At 54.4% G+C, this 22,140-nt stretch carries 21 protein-coding genes and 1 tRNA gene; 9 read left to right on the plus strand and 13 right to left on the minus strand.

What is annotated here, in order from left to right:
• Positions 1–3: 3 nt before the first annotated feature.
• Positions 4–375 carry an ATP-dependent Clp protease adapter ClpS gene (gene clpS / locus FPY71_RS08340; RefSeq protein ID WP_149299541.1) on the minus strand — a complete coding sequence of 124 codons (372 nt, stop codon included), beginning with the start codon at positions 373–375 and terminating at the stop codon, positions 4–6.
• A 238-nt stretch (positions 376–613) separates the two neighbouring features.
• On the minus strand, positions 614–964 hold the full coding sequence (locus FPY71_RS08345) for a phasin family protein (protein WP_149299543.1): 351 nt from the start codon (positions 962–964) through the stop codon (positions 614–616).
• A 286-nt stretch (positions 965–1,250) separates the two neighbouring features.
• Between FPY71_RS08345 and FPY71_RS08350 the strand changes: the two genes are divergently transcribed.
• Together FPY71_RS08350 and FPY71_RS08355 are read left to right on the plus strand one after the other, a co-directional pair.
• Positions 1,251–2,795: a serine hydrolase gene (locus FPY71_RS08350; protein ID WP_425457871.1), complete on the plus strand. Its 1,545-nt coding sequence runs from the start codon at positions 1,251–1,253 to the stop codon at positions 2,793–2,795.
• Positions 2,796–2,838: 43 nt separating this feature from the next.
• Positions 2,839–3,111 (plus strand): hypothetical protein, encoded by a 273-nt coding sequence (locus FPY71_RS08355; protein ID WP_149299545.1) that lies wholly within the window; start codon positions 2,839–2,841, stop codon positions 3,109–3,111.
• A 14-nt stretch (positions 3,112–3,125) separates the two neighbouring features.
• Here the strand turns inward: FPY71_RS08355 and FPY71_RS08360 are convergent, their stop codons facing one another.
• Entirely contained in the window at positions 3,126–3,563 is a 438-nt protein-coding gene (locus FPY71_RS08360; protein ID WP_149299547.1) for a DUF1489 family protein, read from the minus strand.
• Positions 3,564–3,713: 150 nt separating this feature from the next.
• Here FPY71_RS08360 and FPY71_RS08365 point away from each other — a divergent pair, with 150 nt between their 5' ends.
• Entirely contained in the window at positions 3,714–4,457 is a 744-nt protein-coding gene (locus FPY71_RS08365) for a DUF599 domain-containing protein (protein WP_246160222.1), read from the plus strand.
• A 1-nt stretch (position 4,458) separates the two neighbouring features.
• Here FPY71_RS08365 and FPY71_RS08370 read toward each other — a convergent pair whose 3' ends face one another.
• A complete protein-coding gene (locus FPY71_RS08370) occupies positions 4,459–5,250 on the minus strand; it encodes a YdcF family protein (RefSeq protein WP_149299549.1) in 792 nt (263 codons plus the stop codon).
• 136 nt (positions 5,251–5,386) lie between these two features.
• Here FPY71_RS08370 and FPY71_RS08375 point away from each other — a divergent pair, with 136 nt between their 5' ends.
• Positions 5,387–6,352: a heparan-alpha-glucosaminide N-acetyltransferase gene (locus FPY71_RS08375; RefSeq protein ID WP_149299551.1), complete on the plus strand. Its 966-nt coding sequence runs from the start codon at positions 5,387–5,389 to the stop codon at positions 6,350–6,352.
• Positions 6,353–6,362: 10 nt separating this feature from the next.
• Here FPY71_RS08375 and FPY71_RS08380 read toward each other — a convergent pair whose 3' ends face one another.
• The 3 genes from FPY71_RS08380 to FPY71_RS08390 form a co-directional block, all read right to left on the minus strand.
• Positions 6,363–6,755, minus strand: a complete 393-nt coding sequence (locus FPY71_RS08380) for a MerR family transcriptional regulator (protein WP_149299552.1) — start codon at positions 6,753–6,755, stop codon at positions 6,363–6,365.
• Between the two features lie 65 nt (positions 6,756–6,820).
• Positions 6,821–8,227 (minus strand): magnesium transporter, encoded by a 1,407-nt coding sequence (mgtE, locus tag FPY71_RS08385; protein ID WP_149299554.1) that lies wholly within the window; start codon positions 8,225–8,227, stop codon positions 6,821–6,823.
• A 237-nt stretch (positions 8,228–8,464) separates the two neighbouring features.
• A complete protein-coding gene (locus FPY71_RS08390) occupies positions 8,465–9,649 on the minus strand; it encodes a CaiB/BaiF CoA transferase family protein (RefSeq protein WP_149299556.1) in 1,185 nt (394 codons plus the stop codon).
• Between the two features lie 304 nt (positions 9,650–9,953).
• On the opposite strand from FPY71_RS08390, the gene FPY71_RS08395 reads away from it, so the two are divergent.
• A complete protein-coding gene (locus tag FPY71_RS08395) occupies positions 9,954–10,910 on the plus strand; it encodes a crotonase/enoyl-CoA hydratase family protein (protein ID WP_149299558.1) in 957 nt (318 codons plus the stop codon).
• Positions 10,911–10,957: 47 nt separating this feature from the next.
• Here the strand turns inward: FPY71_RS08395 and FPY71_RS08400 are convergent, their stop codons facing one another.
• From FPY71_RS08400 to FPY71_RS18750, 3 genes are all read right to left on the minus strand, one after another.
• Positions 10,958–13,492, minus strand: coding sequence for an ATP-binding protein (locus tag FPY71_RS08400; RefSeq protein WP_149299560.1), 2,535 nt, complete (start codon positions 13,490–13,492; stop codon positions 10,958–10,960).
• 189 nt (positions 13,493–13,681) lie between these two features.
• A complete protein-coding gene (locus FPY71_RS08405; protein WP_149299561.1) occupies positions 13,682–15,835 on the minus strand; it encodes a two-component system response regulator in 2,154 nt (717 codons plus the stop codon).
• A 180-nt stretch (positions 15,836–16,015) separates the two neighbouring features.
• The gene (locus tag FPY71_RS18750) at positions 16,016–17,143 is read right to left on the minus strand and encodes a GGDEF domain-containing protein (RefSeq protein WP_149299563.1); all 1,128 of its coding nucleotides are present in this window, start codon (positions 17,141–17,143) and stop codon (positions 16,016–16,018) included.
• Between the two features lie 254 nt (positions 17,144–17,397).
• Between FPY71_RS18750 and FPY71_RS08415 the strand changes: the two genes are divergently transcribed.
• Positions 17,398–18,225, plus strand: a complete 828-nt coding sequence (locus FPY71_RS08415) for an EAL domain-containing protein (RefSeq protein ID WP_210246265.1) — start codon at positions 17,398–17,400, stop codon at positions 18,223–18,225.
• On the opposite strand, the gene gpt is transcribed toward FPY71_RS08415, so the two are convergent.
• Both gpt and FPY71_RS08425 read right to left on the minus strand, forming a co-directional pair.
• Complete coding sequence (gene gpt, locus FPY71_RS08420; protein ID WP_149299567.1) at positions 18,222–18,716, minus strand: xanthine phosphoribosyltransferase; 495 nt, start codon at positions 18,714–18,716, stop codon at positions 18,222–18,224. The two genes, FPY71_RS08415 and gpt, sit on opposite strands and share 4 nt — an antisense overlap.
• A gap of 90 nt (positions 18,717–18,806) precedes the next feature.
• Positions 18,807–19,559, minus strand: coding sequence for a competence/damage-inducible protein A (locus FPY71_RS08425; RefSeq protein ID WP_246160230.1), 753 nt, complete (start codon positions 19,557–19,559; stop codon positions 18,807–18,809).
• Positions 19,560–19,718: 159 nt separating this feature from the next.
• On the opposite strand from FPY71_RS08425, the gene wrbA reads away from it, so the two are divergent.
• Positions 19,719–20,318 carry an NAD(P)H:quinone oxidoreductase gene (gene wrbA / locus FPY71_RS08430; protein ID WP_149299569.1) on the plus strand — a complete coding sequence of 200 codons (600 nt, stop codon included), beginning with the start codon at positions 19,719–19,721 and terminating at the stop codon, positions 20,316–20,318.
• Between the two features lie 121 nt (positions 20,319–20,439).
• Here wrbA and FPY71_RS08435 read toward each other — a convergent pair whose 3' ends face one another.
• Positions 20,440–20,649 (minus strand): hypothetical protein, encoded by a 210-nt coding sequence (locus tag FPY71_RS08435; protein ID WP_149299571.1) that lies wholly within the window; start codon positions 20,647–20,649, stop codon positions 20,440–20,442.
• A 440-nt stretch (positions 20,650–21,089) separates the two neighbouring features.
• Here FPY71_RS08435 and FPY71_RS08440 point away from each other — a divergent pair.
• Both FPY71_RS08440 and FPY71_RS08445 read left to right on the plus strand, forming a co-directional pair.
• Positions 21,090–21,166 (plus strand) — tRNA-Pro (locus FPY71_RS08440).
• Positions 21,167–21,435: 269 nt separating this feature from the next.
• Positions 21,436–22,077, plus strand: a complete 642-nt coding sequence (locus FPY71_RS08445; RefSeq protein WP_149299573.1) for a DUF6766 family protein — start codon at positions 21,436–21,438, stop codon at positions 22,075–22,077.
• The last annotated feature ends 63 nt before the right edge of the window (positions 22,078–22,140 follow it).

The following is a 22,140-nucleotide window of genomic DNA, read 5'->3' on the forward strand; positions in this document are numbered from 1 at the left end:
ACCTCAATTCTTTTCCATCACGCATTGCAGCGGATGCTGATGCTGACGGGCAAAATCCATGACCTGTGTGACCTTGGTTTCCGCGACCTCATACGTGTAGACACCACATTCACCGACACCATGCTTGTGCACATGCAGCATAATCACCGTCGCTGCCTCCTGATCCTTCTGGAAGAAGCGTTCCAGCACATGCACGACAAACTCCATAGGAGTGTAATCGTCATTCAGAAGCAACACTCTGTAAAGACTTGGCCGCTGTGTCTTGGTTTTCGTACGCGTAATGACAGAGGTGCCGCGATCGGTATCGCCACCATCCTCCTGCCCGGACTGAAGCCGTTGCGGACTGCTATGCCTCTGAATCTGCAATTTGGTCATTCTCACTGCCACCGTCATAGACTGCTATGTAATGGCTGCTGTCGTCATTTTAAGGGAGCTGACGAAACAGCTATTGCATTCAGCCAGGATTTTTTCACCTGATTGAAGCTTGCGCCGATTTTTCACAAGCGCAAGAGCCAATCGGACATAAAAAAACCCCGACCGGACGGTCGGGGTCATTTGACAAAGCCAGGTCAGCCACCCCTGAAGGTGATCAGGAGACCGCTTGCCTGAAAAATCAGGATGCCTTGAAAGGATCCACATTTTTGAAGCCGGCAAACAGGCCCTCGAAAGGCCTGACGCTTTCCTTGGCGATTTCGCTGTAGATCTCGCCGACCTTGGTGGCCTGCGACACCCAGTTTTCATATGCCGATTTGGCAAAATCCGACTGCAGCTCAATCACCTTATCAAGCGTGCGTGTCTGGCTCAGCTTTTCAAAATGCTGTGCAGACTGCTCGTACGAGCGCTTTGTGAAGTCGGTTGTTTCCGCTGCCAGCTGCTGAAAACCCTTGGTTACAGCCGAAACTGACTTCAACGTGCCATCAACAGCTTCTTTGCCAACGCGGCCGGTCTCGTCGATAATGGTCATGCTCCACTCCCCATTTTTATTACCATCGAAGAAGCCCGTCTTCTTCATTGGCCCCAATATATTGCATTGCACAATTTATTGCAAGTCATGCTGCACTGCGCCAAACTTGACCAATTACCGGTTGTTGGTAACCGCCTGAATAATGATTCAATTTGAAGACAAGAAATCAGCAACCATAAACGGATTGGTAAGGCTCCGCGGCTACGGTTGGGGAAGACCCGTTGCAAAATTGCCATTCCTTCCGGGGAATCGGCGATTCGCCACTCAAAGCAAGAGAGCCTCAAACGTGCCATCTTTTCGTTTGCGTCTGACATCAGTCTTCAAAGGTTTCACCCGCTGCATCGGCATTGCGGCTTTAGGTACAGGCCTTGCTCTCGGCTCTATGGGCCAACAGGCTGCTGCCAATGAAAAATACGCGGCATTCGTTATTGATGCCAACAATGGCAAGGTGCTGTTCAACCGCTATGCGGATGACAAGCGTTACCCTGCCTCGTTGACGAAGATGATGACGCTTTACATGATGTTCGAGGCACTTGAGACCGGGCGTGCGAAGCTTTCCACCCCCATGAAGGTTTCGGCCTTTGCCGCTTCTCGCCCGCCGACCAAGCTGGGCGTACGGGCCGGCAGCACACTGTCCGTGGAAGAGGCCATCTACGGACTTATCACCCGCTCTGCCAACGATGCATCAGCGGTCATTGCAGAATATCTTGGTGGAAGTGAAGCCCGCTTTGCTGAAATGATGACAGCCAAGGCTCGCGGTCTTGGCATGTCGCGCACCACATTTCGCAACCCGCATGGCCTGCCCAACCCTGGCCAGTCCACCACCGCACGCGACATGGCAACGCTGGGCATTTCTCTGCGTGAGCATTTCCCGCAGTATTACAAATATTTCTCTGCCTCCTCCTTCAACTTCCGCGGCCAGACCATTCGCGGACACAATCGCCTGCTGGGCCGTATTGCAGGAGTGGATGGCATCAAAACCGGTTACATCAACGCCTCCGGCTACAATCTTGTATCGTCCGTTTCCACCGGTAACAAACGGCTGGTTGCCGTGGTCATGGGTGGGCGCACCGGCGCAACACGTGATGCCCATATGGCAGAGCTGATCAAGGAATATCTGCCGCAGGCAACCACCCGCAAAAGCGGACCTCTGATTGCATCGTGGACACCGGGTGGCAAAGGTGCAGCACCGTCTGCCGGACGTCGCACCGTTGCAGCCTTGCCAGACAGGGTCCCGGTACCAACCATGCGGGCAGCCTCCATCGATGCCCGGGTTGCCTCTGCCTATGGCTCCAATGCCGCTGGCGCTGTCAACCAGGCCATCGCAGCCCCGGCCAGCCGCCCAGCTATCGGGCAGGATGCATTGCGCAATGCTCTGAACCAGCGGGCTCCGGCACAGCGCCTGACAGTCCCAACGGCAAATGCCCTGGCGCCGGAAACTGTTGCGCCATCACCGGCAGCACGTCGGCCTTCCTTGCCAACTGCACCGATACCGCGCGCTTCAATACCCAACGCGCCACGGCCACCCGCTGCAATTCCATCGGCCTCGCTGGACGCTCGTCCAACCGGCTCTGTCGCCCAGTCCAGCGGCTGGATGGTGCAGATTGCTTCCACGCCCGCCAAGTCAACGGCCATTGCGATGTTGAACGAGGCTCGGCAACAGACCGGAAATGTCCTGGCCAATGCGCAGGCGCTGACGGAAGTCGTCTCCAGTGGCCCCGAAACACTCTATCGCGCACGCTTTGCCGGTTTTTCAACCCAGGCAGAAGCTGATGATGCCTGCACGGCTTTGAGAAGCCGCTCATTCGCCTGTTATTCAGTCGCTAATTAATTTTTGACCAGTCGCTGCCACTGCCAGATTTAGAGGTCTTATCATGCTGACGGCCGATACAAATTCGCTTACCCAAAAACACAACCAAGGGTTGAATTCGCCGAAAAATGCGAACTCTTCGTTGTTTTTGCAGGATGCGGCGGAACATTTGAAAGAGCATCGCGACGGCTGGTCACGCCTGCGTGCCAAAGATCTGGTCAGCCTGCTTCTGTGCCATGGCGCACGGGCCTGGCGCGCATCGCAGCCGGTGGCAAGCATTCGTATACGTGTCGGCTCGCCGCTTGGTGGCCACTCGGTTTCGCTTAAGCTCAAGTAGCAATACGGGTTCTGTTACAGGAGCCCCAAATCCGCGAGTTCGCGCTGCAGTTGCGGCGGCATGGTGGTTGACCAGTCATCCTCGGCCGCGATATCCGGCGGCGCATCTTCCGGCTTCAGGTAACGCCATCCTTGAAAAGGCCTGCGCGGCTGCCAGCGTGTACGAATGAACACCGGATCCAGCACAATACGACAGCGGTCTATTCCCTCGGCATCGACAAATTCGTCCAGCCGCAATATCGGCTGCCGCAATTGCACCTGCCCTTTTATCACCCAATAAAGCGAACCGCCGTCCAGAACCTCCGCCGTTCGGCGTGGCGTCATGCGGGTAACGTGGCTCTGCTCGGCAGCTTGGCCAGACCGACGCGCCAGTTCAAGCCTTTCGGCCACATAGGCCTCAAGGTCTTCAACCGTTTCCACCCCGACACACAACTTTATAATGTGTAAACTCATGACATGTTCTTGCCGCTGTGGCCTTCTTCGGTCAAGCCGGTATTGTTAGGGCGCGGAGCATTTCCCGTTGGAACGTTCATGTTTCAACTGCCGGACAATGCGACAATGCGAATTGTGAAAATGTGTCATCTGATCGACTGATCAGATGACATGCGACAGGCGACCGGGCGGGACGACATGACCTTTCTGAACTATCTGGACGTCAGCAATGCTGTAGCATTCGGCTTTTTCATCGCCGTTTGGGCAATCTACACATTGGTCGTCGACCACAGTCGCCTTTCAAAGCTTGGCCTGACCTATCAAATGAACCAGCAGCGAAAGGTGTGGATGCAAACCCTTTTGCGGCGCGACCTGCGAATGATCGACACCGCCATCATGGCCGGGCTTCAACAGGGCACCGGTTTCTTTGCTTCGAGCTGCATCTTTGCCATTGGTGGCTGCTTTGCATTGATGGGATCTGCCGAGCAAATTGCGATTATCGCCAGTGATCTGCCGTTGGATGGCATTCGGGATCGCGGGCTTGTTGAGCTGAAACTGCTGGGGTTGATGATGATTTTTGCCCATGCATTTTTCAAGTTCGGTTGGGCCTACCGCCTTTTCAACTACTGCTCGATACTCATAGGTGCCGTACCAATGCGCATGGAAGCAGATGCGGATTCCAGCGCGGCCGATCTGGCCATCGAACGTGCAACACATATGAACATCATTGCCGGAAGAAGCTTCAACTCAGGCCTGCGTTCCATTTTTTTCGGCATTGCGTATCTTGGCTGGTTTCTCGGCCCGGAAGTGCTGATGATAACCACTGTGATACTGTGCATCATGTTGATTCACCGGCAATATTTCTCGCCAGCGCGCCGCTCTCTGGGAGCCACTCACCCAACCAGCAATCCTTGAATCAAGGCGCGGGAAACAGTGCGTTTGTCCGCCCCGTCAGCCAGTAGGCGGCAAGGCCAATATATTCGCGAATGCTGAAATGGACCTTTTCCACATTGCGGATGCTGGCACTGGAAGGCTGCCAGACTTTTGGCCCGGACGGTGTTCGATAGTCCACCGGATATGGCAGCACATCAAATCCGGCCTGCCGGAAACTGCCAACCGAACGGGGCATATGATAAGCGGAAGTGACAAGAACCCAGACGTCGCCCTTCTCCGGTTTTGCCAGTGCCTTCGTGAATCTGGCATTTTCGAACGTATCTCGTGATTGATCTTCCAAAATCAGGCGCTCGCCTTCCAGCCCCAGATCAGCGAAGAGTTGCCCGGCCACCACGGACTCGGCGATGTCCGTCGTCAGCAACTCTGCCGAACCACCGGAAAAGATCAGCCGCGCCTCGGGATAGAGCCGAGCCAGGGTCACCCCGGCCGTTATCCGGTCTGCAGCATCATTCAGCTCCGGCTCGCTGCGCGTGCTGGCCACCCTTGTGTCCAACGCGCCGCCCAGCACAATGATGCCAGCAATGTTGTCAGGAAGCTCTGGCTGTGGAAACCGATTTTCCAGTGGGCTCATCATCAACAGGCCAAGCGGCGTCAGCGACAGAACCGCCAGAAGCGCCAGACCACCGCCAAGGAAAGTTGCCGCCAGTCTTTGCTTGCCCAGCAACAGCAGTACGAACGCAACCGCCAACGCCAGAAGAACCACCACAAGCGGTTGCACCAGATACCAGAAGATTTTGGACAGAACGAAAAACATGATCTCGATGGCTCAATGTTGCCGGGCAATTGACCACTTATTAGTGGGCAATGCTGGTCCGAGGGTGACGAACACATCCTATTGAACCCGGGCCGAAGTCAGGCCATGACAAGAAGCGCAACAGGATAGAGTCGGAATGGTTGAAAAGCAGCAAGCCAAACGTGGCCGCATCGAAGTGCTGGACCTCACGCGTGGCGTGGCGTTGGTGGCTATGGCCATTTACCATTTCACCTGGGATCTGGAATTTTTCGGCTATGTAGCGAGTGGCACGGCCAATTCCGGCGCATGGCGACTTTTCGCGCGAGGCATTGCGTCCAGCTTTTTGCTGATTGTCGGCATGTCTCTGGTGCTGGCCAATATGCGCGGCCTGCACTGGCCGGGTTTTCTCAAGCGTCTGGCGCAAATCGTGGCAGCCGCCCTCACGATAACTGTTGTTACCTACATCATCATGCCAAACAGTTTCGTGTTTTTTGGCATACTGCATCAAATCGCCATTGCCAGCCTGATCGGACTTTTTTTTCTGCGCCTGCCTTTCGGGATCACCCTGATCTCGGGCCTCGTTGTCATTGCTTTGCCAAATCTGTTCAGCACAGATCTCATGAACCCGCGCTATCTTGCATGGATCGGCTTTGCGGCTCGTGAACCCTTTTCCAACGACATTGTACCCGTGTTTCCCTGGACGGGGATTGTGTTGCTGGGCATTGCCGCTGGCCAGTGGCTTGGCAAAACCGGCGGTTGGTTGCGCCTTAAGGCTCTCAACCCTGCTATTCTTTCCACGGGAGCGTTTTCCCCTCTGCGCTGGATAGGCCGCCACTCACTGGCGTTCTATCTGCTTCATCAGCCGGTCTCGCTGGCTTTGATAGGCACCTATGCGGCTGTTTTTCCGCCAGACAGAACGCAGGAATTTGTCAGTGAATGCCAGACTGTCTGCGGCAACCAGGGACAGGATGCGCAAATCTGCCAGCAATATTGTGGCTGCGTTGCCGGTGAAATTGCTGGAACAAATCTTCTGGAGGCTTATCTTGCCAATTCAATCAGCGGCGAAAAGCTGCAACTGTTTGAAGAGAAAATCCTCACCTGTTCTGCCAAAACAATCCCCTAAGCCCTTGATATTATGCCGTTGGCGATATTCCCAGCTCGGCCATTCTGGTTAAGCAAGCCTCTTCGGTCTGTTCAAGCTCGCTTAACAGATCATCAATATCCCGGCGCTTCTGCTCAAGTTCGGCACGGCGCAGATTGACCTTGCGAATGATAGCGCGCAGTTGCCCAGCTTCACCGGGCGGTGAGCGATACATGCCCATGATCTCGCGAATTTCCGCAATGGAAAAGCCGAGACGTTTGCCGCGCAAGATGTTCTTGAGCAATTGGCGGTCTGAATGCCGGAAAAGCCGTGTGCGCCCACGACGTATAGGCGAAATCAGCCCCTCGTCTTCGTAGAAGCGAATGGTCCGCGTGGAGATGCCAAACTCCCGCGTCAGCTCTGTTATGCTGTAGTAATCCCTCATGGCCTCAATTCCGGTTGGCCCGAATATCTTTCTTCCAATATTTACGTAAAAGTCAATTCGAATGATCAGATGAGGCCGAACCACCAGCTTGCCAGGCCCAGAAATCCTAAGAAGCCGACGACATCGGTGATGGCTGTGACAAACACGGCGGAGGCAATGGCCGGGTCTGCGCCAGCGCGGTTGAGCAGAAGTGGAATGAGAAGACCCGCCAGCGAGGCAGCCAGCATATTCACCACCATGGCGACAGCAATGACCACGCCCAGGTCAAAATTGCCACTCCACGCCCATGTGACGCCGCCAATCAACAGCGCGATTGCTGTGCCGTTCAAAAGCCCGACAAGCACCTCGCGCCGCAGGATGCGCCCGGAATTGTGTATGTTGATGTCCCGCGTGGCGATGGCGCGCACCGTCACCGTCATGGTTTGGGCCGCGGCATTCCCACCCATGGAGGCGACAATGGGCATCAGAGCGGCCAACACCACCATTTGTTCAATTGTGCCATCAAACAGCCCAATGACCGACGCCGCCAGAAACGCCGTAAACAGGTTCACGAACAGCCAGGCCACGCGAGAGCGCGCTACTGTCACAACGGTATCGGAGATCTCTTCATCGCCAACGCCGCCCATCCGCAAGAGGTCTTCTTCCGCCTCTTCCTGGATAACGTCGACGATATCATCAATGGTCAGAACGCCGACCAGCCGCTCGTTTTCATCAACAACAGCCGCGGAGAGCAAATCATATTGCTCAAATATCTGGGCAGCCTCCTCCTGATCCATCTCCGCAGGAATGGCATGGCGGGTGGGATGCATGATTGAATCGATCTTCTCTGGCCGCTTGGCCCGAAGAATTTCATGCAGACCCACCGCCCCGAGCAGTTTGAACGAAGGATCGACGACGAAAATTTCCGAGAACGTCTCCGGAAGGTCGTCATCCTCACGCATGTAGTCGATGGTCTGGCCTACTGTCCAGAAAGGCGGCACTGCGACGAACTCCGTCTGCATGCGACGGCCGGCGGATTCATCAGGATAATCGAGCGCACGGCGCAACCGCAGCCTTTCCCGGAACGGCAAACGCTCCAGGATCTCGTTGCGGTCTCCCTCGCTCAGATCTTCCAGAATATACACAGCGTCATCCGACGCCAGTTCCGAAACTGCCTCGGCAATGCGCTCATTTGACATTGCGTCGATAATCTCAAGGCGGATTGCTTCGTCCACCTCGGTCAACGCCGTATAATCGAAATCGCCGCCCATAAGGCCAACGAGCCGCTTACGCTCATCCGTGGTCAGGTGCTCGAGCACCTCACCCAGTTCGGTCTCGTGCAGACCCTCAATTTCGGCCTTGAGTTGCACGGCGTCATGATCTGCAACCGCATGGCGAACAGCGTCAATGAAAGCCGGTACAACATTGCCGTCCGCATCATAAAGAGAACGACGTTCCACTTGCACGCGAGGCTCGCGGTTCGAATCATCCATTATTGCCGCGCCTCCTTACACATACGGGACCGTCAAAGCGGCAGAGCTCCTGCAGGCGGGCTGAGCCGCAAGAGTTCCGCGCATTCAATGGCAGAAATTTTTGAGCACTCGAACGATCCGTTCAAGCACGCGAAGCTGTATAGATATCGCCAGAATATTGCACCAGCAAAACCGTTCAGCTCCTTCACCTGCGAAGCTTCGTGCTGCAGGGAAGCCTCTCCTGCAACATTGAAAGCTTTAACCGGACGGGTTGTCGCCCATGCCGATTTCAGCAAGTACCTGCTCTGTGTGTTCACCTAGGGCAGGTGCGCCACGTTCCAATGCCAATTGTGCTTTTGAAAAACTGATCGGTGTGCGCACGCCTGGCACGCTTCCGCCAGCCGCGGCATCGTTTTGCGCGTTGACCTGCATTTGCCGCCACTGAACCTGCGGATTGGCAAAAACATCTTCCACAGTATTGATCGGGCCTGCCGGAATGCCATTTTCTTCCATGAGGGTAAGAAAATCGTCGCGCCGGTAGCCTGCGATATATGGCCGCAGGCTGGCAGTCAGGCGGTCTCTATCGTTCACCCTCCCCGCATTGGTAATGAACTGCGGGTCAGATGCAAGTTCCCGAGCGCCTATCAGACCACACATGCGTGCAAACTGACTATCATTTCCCACTGCAAGAATGACGTGACCATCCTCCACTTCGAAGACCTGGTAAGGAGCGATATTGGGATGCGCATTGCCAAGCCGATGGGGCGAACGGCCCGAAACAAGATAGTTCAAGGCCTGATTGGCCAGAACACCTGTCATGCAGTCCAGAAGCGCGAGGTCGAGATGCTGCCCGGTGCCGGTGCGCTCACGCTGGGCCAGCGCGGCCTGGATGCCGATAACACCGTACAGCCCGGTGAATATGTCGGCAAAAGCTACGCCCATTTTCTGCGGCTCGCCTTCCGGGTCGCCCGTCAGATCCATGATGCCGCTCATGCCCTGCACAATGTAATCGTAGCCGGCACGATGCGCATATGGGCCGCTTTGGCCAAAGCCGGTGATGGAGCAATAGATCAGGCGCGGATTGATCGCCGCCAGGCTCTCATAATCCAGCCCGTATTTCTTCAAGCCACCCAGTTTGAAATTCTCAATCACCACGTCGGCGTTCGCCACCAATCGCCGAACAGCCTCCTGCCCGTGCTCGGTGGTGAAGTCCAGAATAACGGATCGTTTGCCCCGGTTGCAGGAGTGGAAATAGGCCGCGTCCAGGTTTTCGCCGGCAACACCCTGAACAAAGGGTGGACCCCAGCCTCTTGTGTCATCACCGGCCGGGCTTTCGACCTTGATCACATCCGCCCCCAGATCGGCAAGCGTTTGACCTATCCATGGACCGGCCAGAATTCTGGCGAGTTCCACAACGCGAAGTCCCTGCAATGGCGTGGGCATTTTGTCTCCGACAAGATTTTCTTTTTAATCAAAATTGCTGGCAATCTAATTAAAATTTTATTTTTTTCGTCCGTTTGGCGGTCTTTACACAACCATTACTTGCAGTCGCCGCGCTGTTTTTTCAATGCATTCACAAATACCAGCTACTTTCGGTGGTACATCCGCCGAACGACCAGACCGACATTGAATGAGCCCAAGCACCAGAGAATTGATACCCGTAACAGTTACAAGAGATTGTGGTCGGTGTATTATTGTTCTTAAATCAACCAAAGTTGCAATTCTCCCCCAGATTCAGGAGCCTCCCATGACCATCCAATTCCCACAGCCAGTTTCGCACTCTTTCGTTACCTCCGCTGACATCGGTTTGCCGCAGCGCGATGAGTGGACGCCACTTTACTCCGATATTGATCTTTCGCTGGATCGGGAAGAGGGAATTTACTGGTGCCACCTGCAACCACAGTCCCGGCCAAGCGTTACGCCAGAACTTTTGCGCGACGTTACTGCCATGCAGTCCTTCCTGCGAGCAAAGACCGCTGATGCCCAGGAAGAAGGTCAGGAAATTCCGTTCAAGTACTTTGTGGTTGCATCCCGGTCAGAGGGAATTTTCAACCTCGGTGGCGATTTGCGCCTGTTTGCGGACGCCGTTCGCAAGAAGCAGAAGCTGCTGCTGCGCACCTATGCACACGCTTGCGTTGATATCGTCTGGAACAATCTCACAAGCTACAACCAGCCTGTTGTCACTGTTGCGCTGGTTCAGGGCGATGCTTTGGGTGGTGGTTTTGAAACTGCATTGTCGTGCAATGTTATCGTTGCAGAGCGCAGTGCAAAGTTTGGCCTGCCGGAAGTTCTGTTCAATCTATTTCCCGGAATGGGCGCTTACAGCCTTATTGCGCGCAGAATCGGCGCTTTGGAAGCAGAACGCATGATCATGAGCGGAAAAATCTACACGGCTGAAGAACTGCACCGGATTGGCCTGGTTGATGTTCTGGCAGAAGATGGTCAGGGCGAAGCCGCGTTGCGCAGCTATGTTTCACGCCACAAGCGTATGCAGAACGCCATGCAGGCCGTGTTCCAGACTCGCAATCAGGTTGCAGGCATCACCTTGCAGGAATTGCGCAATGTAACCGACATCTGGGTTGATGCCGCCATGCGCCTGACCGCCACCGATCTGCGCAAGATGGAACGTCTGGCCGCAGCACAGGACCGTCGCTGCAACATCAACCAGCAGGAAACCGACGAAGCCCTTATGGCCGCAGAGTAATCCGCGGTCACTAACAGCAAGCAGTCACTTTCAATGTTTCGGGAAGCTCAGCGATCAACTTCCCGATCGGATATAAGAAGTGGACGACGTGCATGTTGACGAAGCAAAATCGAGCGGGCCGTTTCAAAATCCCGCTCGATTCCTTCAACAACGGCCGGTCCCCTTGCCATCAGATCCTCGGCTGATTTCGGCCGCCAGTTTCTGCAATCCTCAGCAACCTTGAGAACGCCAATATTGCCGGCACCGCTTTGCAGAGCGTGCGCCTTCTCGGCGTAGCCAGCAACATCGCCGGCTTCGACCACCTCGCGCATTTCCAGAAGCAATGCGCTGCCATCGGTCAAAAAGTCAGAAATGACTGCGGCAACAAAAGATGGTCCGCCGAGCGTTTCCAGATTTTTCAACATTGCGGTATCCACATGCCCACCACCATCATTGGATTGGATCGGCGGTGGAGGTGGCGGCGGCGCCGCAGCGACAGGCCAGCTCGGGGCAGCACCGGCAACGGCGCGTTGCTGACCTGCAGTCGCCGCCGGCGCATGTTTCTCATAAAGCTCATCTATATGGTCCAATAGAATCGGGCCATTGACCGGCTTGGTCAGACAGGCATCCATTCCCGCCCCAAGGGCATTTTCAGCAGCCGAGGCTGTTGCATCCGCCGTAAGGCCAATAATGGGCAAATGCGCCTGACCCAGAGCCATCATGCGATAAAGCTTGGTTGCTTCCAGCCCATCCATGCCGGGCATATTCAGATCCATCAGCACCAGCTCGATGCCGCCAGCCTCCATTGCATCAACCGCTTCCATGCCATTTGTTGCAATGGTAACAAAATGGCCTCCCGCCTCCAGGATCCGGCCAATAACTTTTTGATTCACCCGGTTATCATCGGCCAGCAGAATGCGCAGTGCGCGCTCACGTTTGACAATTCCGGGCCGTGAGGCGACCGCTGCCTGCAGTACCCGACCAGTCATTCGCATTGCGCGCTTCAACTCCATTTCCAGATCGTCGCGGCCGATGACGCACTTAACCAGACGCCGCACCGCGTGCGAGGGAAGTTCATCACTGACCATGTCAATGCCGAAAATTCCGGCAGGCGAAGCCGCACGCAGGGTTTCAACAGCATCTTCGGGCGACATGCCATTGGGCCATGCCAGATCCAGACCAGCGAGAAGAACCACCTGGTGTCGAATTTCATCCGGAGCAGGCAAGATGATCTGAGTCATCACCTGTTCCGGTGTGGCGCATGTTGCCACCTGTCCGCAGAGAGATGCAAGTTTTTCACGCGTTTCGTTCTGCAGGACGTTCAGCGGATCGAGTATGATGGCCTTCGTTTCCGAAAGCAGAGAGCCTTCATCAACAGGCTCCTCCAGAAACGCCACTGGCAGGGTGAGAGAAAAATTGCTGCCCTGCCCCAACTGGCTGCGCACCTCGATATTGCCATTCTGCAGCTTGACCAGTTCCTGCACGATTGCCAGACCAAGCCCTGTGCCGCCAAATCGGTTAAGAATGGTGCTGTTGGCCTGGGTAAACCGCAGAAAGATCCGGTCGATTTCCTCATCTGCGATGCCAATGCCGGTATCGCTGACCTCCAGATACAAAAACTGCTGGCCACCTCTGGTTAATGCGTCCGCAGAAAGGGTGACACTGCCCTGCTCGGTGAACTTGATCGCATTGCCAATCAGATTGATCAGAATCTCGCGGATGCGCCGCTCATCGGCTTCAATAAATGCCGGTGTTCGCGGTGTTATGTGCAGGTGAAACCGGATGTCCTTGGCACGGGCCTGCACCGCGCCAACATCGCGCACTCCGCTCATCATCGCTATGAGATCAAGCCGCCCCGGCTTTAGCTTCATTTCACCGGATTCGATGCTGGACAGGTCAATCAGGTCGTTGATCTGCGATAGCAGCGCGCTGGATGATAGCTGGATGATCTCGACCATTTCCCGCTGGTCACGCCGCAAAGTCGTATCTCGCAGCAAATCACCCGAACCGATGATCGCGTTCAGCGGCGTGCGCAGCTCATGGCTGACGCTGGTCAGAAATGCTGATTTGGCACGGTTTGCGTGTTCAGCCATTTCCTTGGCACGCGAAAGGCTGCGTATCAGCGTTGCCGCATAAAGCGGAACCACAACCACGCCGCCAAGAAGGCCAATGGCCAGCATGTAGTTGTGAGTCCAGTACGGCGATTCCAGCACAACAGCCAGAAATCCAACCGCGGCAATAACGGTTGCCGGATACAGATAGGACTCGCCATAACGAAAGCCGTTACCCAGGACGATCCAGTAATAAAACGGATAGAGGATGGAAACGGATTCACCGCCGATAGAAAGACCGCATGACAGCAATATCAGATCGACAAACATGCCGATGACACGGCGGGCGTGCGAAATGCCCGGACGCCAGATCAGATGGACAAGCAGGAGCGTGCCTGAAACCAGATAGATGACCGCAATCAGCCGTGCGGCAAATGCCGTATCGCTGACCGGCATGAGGAATAACGTAAACACCAGGATCGCCACTGAAATGACGAAACGGTTTAACGTGATCTCGTGCTCCCGATCGGGGCGGGCTCGCAGCCACGCCATCCATCCTTTTAATGTTTTCACCACACGTTCGGTCGCTTCATAGTAGAAATGGCCGCTGGACTGCTCACATTTTCGGCTGCAAAATTTTTACACAGTTTTACCGAAAATAGCGACAACGGTTCCATCTCTTTGTTCTGTTGAAATTTTGGACGCAATACAGCTACGCGCATTTGCCTGATTGGTTCAGTGCTACGACAAACTGTCAGCTATCTCTCGCCTGTTTGCGATCAGCGCTTTCAGGCAGTCATCGGCAGCAAGTGGCCTGCCCAGGAAAAAGCCCTGCGCAAACTCGCAACCCTGCTGCTGCAGAAATTCCAGTTGTTCCTGCCGTTCAACGCCTTCCGCAACAACCTGCAGTTTCAAACCGTGAGCAAGGCGGATTATGGCTTTGACGATTTCCGCATCGGCATCATTGCTCGGTATATGGGTGAGGAAACCGCGGTCGATCTTGATTGCGTCGATCGGCAATATTTTCACCCGGAGCAGTGATGAATAGCCTGTGCCAAAATCATCCAGGGTCATGCGCACGCCCATTTCCTGGAGCTGCTCCATACGGCCGGGCTGGTCCTGCTCAGGATCAAAGAAAGTGTTCTCGGTCAGTTCCAGTTCCAGATTGGCGGGCGGCAAACCGGTCTCTGCCAGAATGGTGGCAACCAGTGCTGGCACGTCGTCATAGTTGAATTGTACCGGAGCAAGGTTCACCGCCATGGACAAATCTTCGAAGCCCAGTTGACGCCAGTTCTGCGCCTGGCGGCACGCTTCCCGCAGCACCCATTCTGAAATTGGCGCAATCAGGCCGGTTTCCTCGGCAACGCTTAGAAATTCGGAAGGAGGCAAAAGACCGCGCGTCGGATGCATCCAGCGAATAAGTGCTTCCACTCCGGAAATCCGCTGCGTCGCAATGTCCACCTGTGGCTGGTAGTAAAGAACAAATTGCTGTTGGCTCAACGCATCGCGTATGGCCGCTTCCAGCAAAGAGGATTCCTTGATCCTGTCCTGCAGACTGGTGGTAAAAATGCTGTAACGGTTGCGGCCTTCGGATTTTGCCTGATACATCGCCAGATCAGCATTTTTCAGAATTTCATTCACATCATTGCCATGTGGGCCGACCAGCGAAATGCCCAGGCTGGCGGTGGCATTCACGCGGTGGCGCGCCACATCAACCGGCTCGGCAAGTGCATCCACAATCCGGCGGGCCAGTGTTTCGGCATCTTCCACGCAGGAAATATTCTCCTGCAGGAACGCAAACTCATCGCCACCCAGTCTGGACAGAGAAATTGTTTCATTGACCAGCAATTTGAGGCGCTGCGATATGATCTGCAAAAGCTGGTCACCAATGTAATGGCCCAGCGTGTCATTGACGGTCTTGAACCGGTCAATGTCCAGAAGATGCAACGCGCTGAACCGACCTTCCACTTCCCGCTGCATCAGCAATGTCTGCAAACGGTTGCTGAGATAGGTTCGGTTTGGCAGACCCGTCAGACCATCATGCAGAGCCAGTTCACGCAGGCGCTCATGCGCCATCTTCTGCTCGCTGATATCCAGCGAGGATGTCAGCACTCCGACAACCTTGGCATTGGTATCGAGCAATGGTGACTTGGTGGTCAGAAAGAACCGCTCACTGCCATCTGGCGAGCGGATAACCTCTTCATAAGGTGGCTGTGGCAAGCCACGCGTCAGAACACTCCGCTCCGCCTGCTCCGCACGTTCACGGTCATTGCCTGACAAAAGCGAGGCAGCGGGCAAACCCACGCATGCGCCGGGATCTCGCCCGGCATAAACCGCAAACATGGCGTTGACGAAGACGCAGCGTTCCTCGCGGTCGGTGGCGCTGATCAGCGCGGGAACCGTATCAATAACCTGCGCCAGTTGCTCACGGCTGTCGCGCACTGCAATCTGCCGGAAGTATTCACTATCCAGCAGTCGGCGTTCCAGCGCCTGCGCTTTCAGCTTCACGCTTTGCTGCTGCCTGCGAAAGCGCAGAAAATTGCGAGCCCTGCTCACAAATTCCTCGTGATTGACCGGGGTCTGAAGAAAATCCGTTGCGCCAGCCTCCAGCGCCATCAGGCGGAAGCTCAAATCTTCATATGCCGTGAGAACGATGATTGGCACATCAGCGGAATTGGGCATTTCCCGCAAGCGCCTGGTCAATTGGGCGCCGTCCATTCCTGGCATTTTATAGTCGGTAATGATCAGGTCCGGCTCGCCCTCTTCAAGCCAGTCCAGCATACGAAACGGACTCGCAAAGGTTTTGACGTTAACGTCATCACCCGCCAACTTCGAAAGGCGCGAATAAATTCGTTGGTTGCTGCCCTGGTCATCAACAACAACAATCAATGACATGTCCGCAATTGCCTTCTCGATCTTCCATGCCCCACTTCACCACTCCTGATGAGGTATTGCAAATATTATTGAACCTACAGTTTAATACAAACACATATCAGCAGAAAAGAGAAAAACGTGCCTAGGATGAATATCTCTACCTTGTCTAGACAAAAATAAACTCTGTTAGATACCAAGTCATTAAGCAATCGCTGTTTTGCCTTTTCCATCCCGCTTTACTGAATACAGAGCCCGATCTGCGGCGCGAAGCAGTTTTTTAAGATCGGCGCTTTCTGTGCCGAAAAACGCTACACCGATGCTGACACCAATGGTGTTGATCGCCTGCCCTGCCAGAGTGTAGGGCCTGCTGATGGCCGAACGCACCGTTTCAGCATATTGCTCCGCATGAGCGTGGCTGGCAAAACTGCCGACCAGCACAAATTCATCGCCGCCAATTCGGGCCACACAATATCCCGGAAGAGCCAGGTTCTGAAGCCGGTTGGACACTGCAACCAGTGTCAGATCACCCATATCATGGCCGAATGAATCGTTGATCGACTTGAAGCCATCCAGGTCGAGATACATGAACGCCCGCACCCTGCCATCTTCAGGTTGTGAACGCATTTTTTCCAGCTCAACGCCCAGTCCGGCACGGTTCAAAAGGTTTGTCAGCGTGTCCTGACGCGACAGTGCCTCGTTGGTGCGCTCGGCAATCATTGTGTCCACCAGAATTGACTGGAGAACAAAGGCCGAGCGGCACATGCTGAAAATATAGAACGGAATCTGGATCAACCCCAGATATAGAAGCGGCTGCCCTGCAAACGGCAACACAAAACACACCGGCCCGAAAGCCAGGATAATCATAACCGCGGCCAGACGCGGTGTGCCAAAATTGCGAATGCAGATGCCGCCAATCATGGCCGCAGAAGACATCATCACCAGCGTTGCGACCACCCAGTCGCCCGAAGCCATTGAGATGAAGCCGCCATATCCGACACTGGCCGCCCACAATATTGCGAACAGAATAACCGCATCCGTGGGGGTGGGCAGACCGGCAAGCGCCCTTTTGCGGGAATGAATCAGCAGCACGACACGAATGAGGCAGATTGCCACTTCAAGCGCCAGCCAGGCTACAAACTGGGTGCCCCCCAGGCGCACGGCAACAAATGCCGCAACAAACGTCGTGTTCAGCACACCGCCTAGAAAAATGGGCATCGTGCCATACAGTCCATTCATCAGGCGCACACGAACCTCAATCGGAGCTTCAGCCCCGATCGACGTCAACCATTTGCCGAGAGAGTACTTGGGCAGGCTGTATGCGAGCGACATTCTACCTGCGACTTCCCTGTCCCAAAACTGACGCTGCCACGGGTATATATTATTATACGTTGAGCAAGCAACTTGGTTCATATTGCGGTAACGGCTTACTGATAAAAATCAGGCAGGATGATTGCAATCCGCCCTAATTCATGTAGATTTTAAATGTTAAATTTATTTAGTGTTTGATCAGCTTGTCTCAGATTCACCCCCTCACTGCGGCGGACTTCGACACTTCATCCAGCGAGCCTTCTTCGCCGGAATCGTTGGCCAGCGCTTCCGGCATTGCTCCGGTGTGGTTGGTTCGCTGGCTGCGGATGCGCGGCAGCGTTGATCGCAGGTTGCGGGCTGCCCTCAAGCTGAATGGGCTGAAAGTTCACTATCAACCCATCGTTGACAGTCAGACCGCCCGGATTGTCGGCGCGGAAGCTCTCATGCGGTGGCAGCAGGTGGATGGCAGCCATGTTGCCCCCAACACCTTCATACCCGTGGCTGAAGATATCGGGGTTATTCGCCATATAACGGAAATTGCCATACGCGCTATCAGTCAGGATTTCGCCATCTGGCTGAAACAGGCGCCGGAATTCACCCTGAGTTTGAATGTCCTGGCCGACGACCTGACAGACCCGTTTTTTCATGAGTGTCTGAAATCTGCCATTGAAGACAATGGTATCAATCCTGCCCAGATTGCCTTTGAACTGACAGAGCGGCGCAAGATTTCGCGGCTCAAGGGCGGCAGGGCAACAAACAGCCTGTCCTCGCGAGGTTACAAAATCTATCTGGATGATTTTGGTACCGGCTATTCGAACATCGACTATTTCGGCAGGCTGACGCTGGATAAAATCAAGCTGGACCGCACCTTCATCATGTCGATTGGCAGGGATGAACGTCGCTCGTCGCTTATTCCACTCATGGTTGAAATGGCAAAACGCTACGGAATCGGCATTATCGCGGAAGGTGTGGAAACGGCGGAACAGGCTGAATTTCTTCGCGCGCTGGGCGTGGATCAAATGCAGGGATGGCATTTCGGCCGCGCAATGACCGCGCAAGCGCTTCTCGAGCATTTGCGCAGCGATTGCGTTGAGTCAGTTTAGCCTGCAACATTCTTGGAAATCGGCGCCTGAAACGAAAGGCCCAGATCCCATGGAAAAAATATCCATGTGTCCTGCGATACTTCCGTAATGAACGTGTCTACCAGCGGCCGGCCCTTTGGTTTGGCATAGACCGTGGCAAAGTGCGCCTTGGGCAGCATGGCGCGAACCAGTGCGGCTGTCTTGCCTGTGTCCGTCAAATCATCGATGATGAGAATTCCGTCGCCCTCATGCTGCTTCAACTCCGGCGCTATGCCTTTGAGAACCTGCAACTCGCCCTGCGTATCATAAGCATGGTATGACGCGACACACACAGTTTCAATCAACCTTGTGCCCAGCTCACGGGCAATGATGGCAGCAGGCACAAGCCCGCCGCGTGTGATGCACACGATTGCTTTCCAATCTTCCCGTACTCCGGCCAGACGCCAGGCCAATGCGCGGGCGTCTCTGTGAAACTGGTCCCAGGAGACTGGAAAAGACTTCTCGCTCGTCATGCAATTTGCTCCGTGTAAGTGTCTTTGGCGATAACGCGGGAAACTGCCATTCGCAAGTGTGGCGCGGTGGTAAAGTGTTCTTTCGCGCCCTCAGGCCGGACTTGATCCGGCTTTCTCTTTGCCCACGGCAATCAGCATCGCCTCAATATCCAGACGAGCAGCTTCAAGTTCCTGTTCATTACGACTGCGTGCCACAAGCTCGGTGCTGTAGCTTTTCCCATCAAACTTTGGATATGAACCAATGACGACACTCTTGTGCTTCGCCTGAACCTGCGCAAGTGGACCACCAATATCCCCCTCACCAAACGGGCAGAACACCGCGGCGCTCAAAATCTGTGGTCCTTGCGGCAAACTGGCCACGACATTGTTGACCATTGCTTGAAAAACCGCCGGCACGCCCGCCATGACGTAAACATTGTCCATCTTGAATCCGGGTGCCGTAGACACGGGATTGTCGATCAGCAATGCGCCTTCCGGCGTGCGGGCCATGCGTTTGCGCGCCAGTGTAAAATCCATCTCGCGCTGCCGGTAGTGTTTTTCCAGTAGTTCATAGGCTGTGGGGTGATAGCCAACGGGTACGCCAAACGCCTGCCCCACCGCATCTGCGGTCATGTCGTCATGCGTGGGCCCAATGCCACCGGATGTGAACAGATATGTGTAGCGGGCCCGCAGGGCGTTAATTGCAGCAGCAATATCCACGGGCTCGTCGGCGACAATTCTAACCTCTTTAAGGTCTATTCCTGCGAGCGTCAGAACATCGGCAAGGTAGCCGATGTTGCGGTCCTTTGTCCGGCCGGACAGCAATTCATCGCCAATAGCCAGCATCGCCGCTGATTCAATCATGTTCGCCCCGCAAAACTGCTCAATACCCGGACCGGAATGAGATGGTTCAACAAATGTAGACAGTGCGTTCAAGCCAATAGCATAGATTTTCACCGTGCCGGATAGCTACATGGCTCCTCACGAGTGTTTAACACCGCAATCATTCAGGAGCATGCAATAATGGCGAAAGTCCTTGTCCTTTATTATTCGAGCTACGGCCACATTGAAGCCATGGCAGAAGCTGTAGCAGAGGGTGCAAGGTCGGCGGGGGCGACTGTCGACATCAAGCGCGTGCCAGAAACCGCTCCGGCCGACGTGGTGGCCGCAGCCGGATTCAAAACGGTGTCGCAATACCCGGAGGCCACGCCAGACGATCTGCCGCAATATGATGCCATTATTGTTGGCGCACCCACGCGCTTTGGCAATCCGGCATCTCAGATGCAGTCATTCTGGGACAGAACCGGTGGCATCTGGGCACAGGGGAAACTGCTGGGCAAAGTTGGCGGGGCGTTCACATCATCTGCCACACAGCACGGTGGCAATGAGGCAACGCTGCTCTCCATCCACAAGACGCTGCTGCATCATGGGCTTTTGATTGCGGGCCTGCCCTATGCGTTTGCGGGTCAGATGCGCCTTGACGAGATTGTTGGTGGATCACCCTATGGCGCAACGACGATCGCCGGTGGCGACGGCTCGCGTCAGCCATCACAGACCGAACTGGAAGGCGCACAGTTTCAAGGCAAGCACATTGCAGAAATTGCAGCCAAGCTGAGCCAATAACAATCATCGGCAGAACAAAGCGAAAGCATCTTCGCCGGATTAACGGCGAGGATGCCACATCGTAATGTGGACACACCTTCAGGCGTTGAAGCAGATTTCGGCTTCAGAAACGCCTGAATTTTTATTTGTATGGATTGTTATAAATGCCCGGCTCGTCTCTGAGCATGGCACTTTCATCTCTTTCCAGTTCACGCAGAAGGTTTTCCAACGCCTGATTGTTGTCCTGCAAACGCAGGAGCAGATCAGGTGCACTGCGGACATCAAACATGTCCACAGATACTGCATCCGGAGAGAGATTTTCGTCGATATTAAACTGCTTTGCAGTTGCCATACCGAGACCTCCATCCCGTAGCTGAGCTACATTGCTGGTAAAAAGTTAACCACGGGTAGAAAATTGATACAAGAAAAAACTTTGAAAATTTCCATCAATTTTTTATGTCAACTTTGTGTCACTGGATAAATTCAATACAGTATCGATTTTATAAAGTATATTTTTAGACCCTACAAGAAAAATTATTAATTATTTCAACACATCTCATCACATTCAGTTGTGCTTTCCGTGCAAACATCGCAATCGCAGTTTAGCGCGCGATATAGCAAATATGTATGATTTCCAGACGTGACCCTGCGACTTCTTGACCGCAAATAAACTTGAGATTGCTCCTCGCAGGCAGAACTGAAATTAACCCTAAGCTGTTTATTCGCTGGCGGTGAACAGCGAAAAAACGACTTGCGCAACGCAGCCTTATTTTCTAGAGCTTTGCACAGTGTCGGAGCGTAGCGCAGCCTGGTAGCGCACCTGGATGGGGTTCAGGGGGTCGGAGGTTCGAATCCTCTCGCTCCGACCACTTTGCAAATGTCCATACGGAAGTGACAGGTGACATTTTGCTGCTCCCGGTCACTGCACAAATCCTCGATCAGTCTATTGGTTCGCATGTTCATCTTCGTTAGCGAGATCTCGCATTCGAAGTCTGCGCAGATACTCGCATATCCGCTGTAATTTTAAGTACGCTGCCAGCAAAGGCTGAACCGCGGCGCGTCTTACCGCGTTGATAGCGAATATCATTGGATCCCCGCGCTCAGGTCGGCGCTGAGCCCGGTTTCGGGAGAAACCGAAATGAAGAGCTTTTTTCGAGACAACGGCCTGACCATAGCCTTGATGACTTTGTTCATGCTGAGCTTCATAGGCATGCTCGGCAGTGGCTATTTCGTTTATGATAAGCAGTTGCACAGTCACGGCCTCCCCTCGATCCGCTTCTTCGCATATATGAAAAGCGGAGAGTTCCTGTCTGCGCTGTTCGAAAACTGGGAAAGCGAATTTCTGCAGATGTCTGCCTATGTTGTGCTGACGGCCAGTCTGTTTCAGCGCGGTTCATCTGAATCACGCTCGCCGGATGCGCCAGATCGCGCAGATGATCAGCTTCCACCGGATACGAGCAGGCGAAATCCCTATTGGTCATGGATTTACTCCCATTCACTCGGCATTGCCCTGACGCTGCTGTTTATCACTTCTTTCACGCTGCACTGGTGGGCGAGCATGGTGGCAGCAAATGATGAAGCTCTGCGGAATGGCGAGCAACTCGAGTCATTCATCGCCTATCTGTTCAGTGCCCAACTCTGGTTTGAATCTTTTCAGAACTGGCAATCCGAATTCATGTCGACAGCAGCCTTGGTTGTGCTTTCAATTATTCTGCGGCATCGTGGTTCGCCTGAGTCCAAGCCAGTCAACGCGGCCAATTCCCAGACCGGGTCCAGTTAGGGCTTCAGGTGCCCGGCTGTTCGAAGCTCTTTTAACGAAACTATCGCCCATGGCGTTGCGATA

The organism is Aureimonas fodinaquatilis (assembly GCF_008369445.1).
In the GTDB taxonomy this organism is placed as follows: domain Bacteria; phylum Pseudomonadota; class Alphaproteobacteria; order Rhizobiales; family Rhizobiaceae; genus Aureimonas; species Aureimonas fodinaquatilis.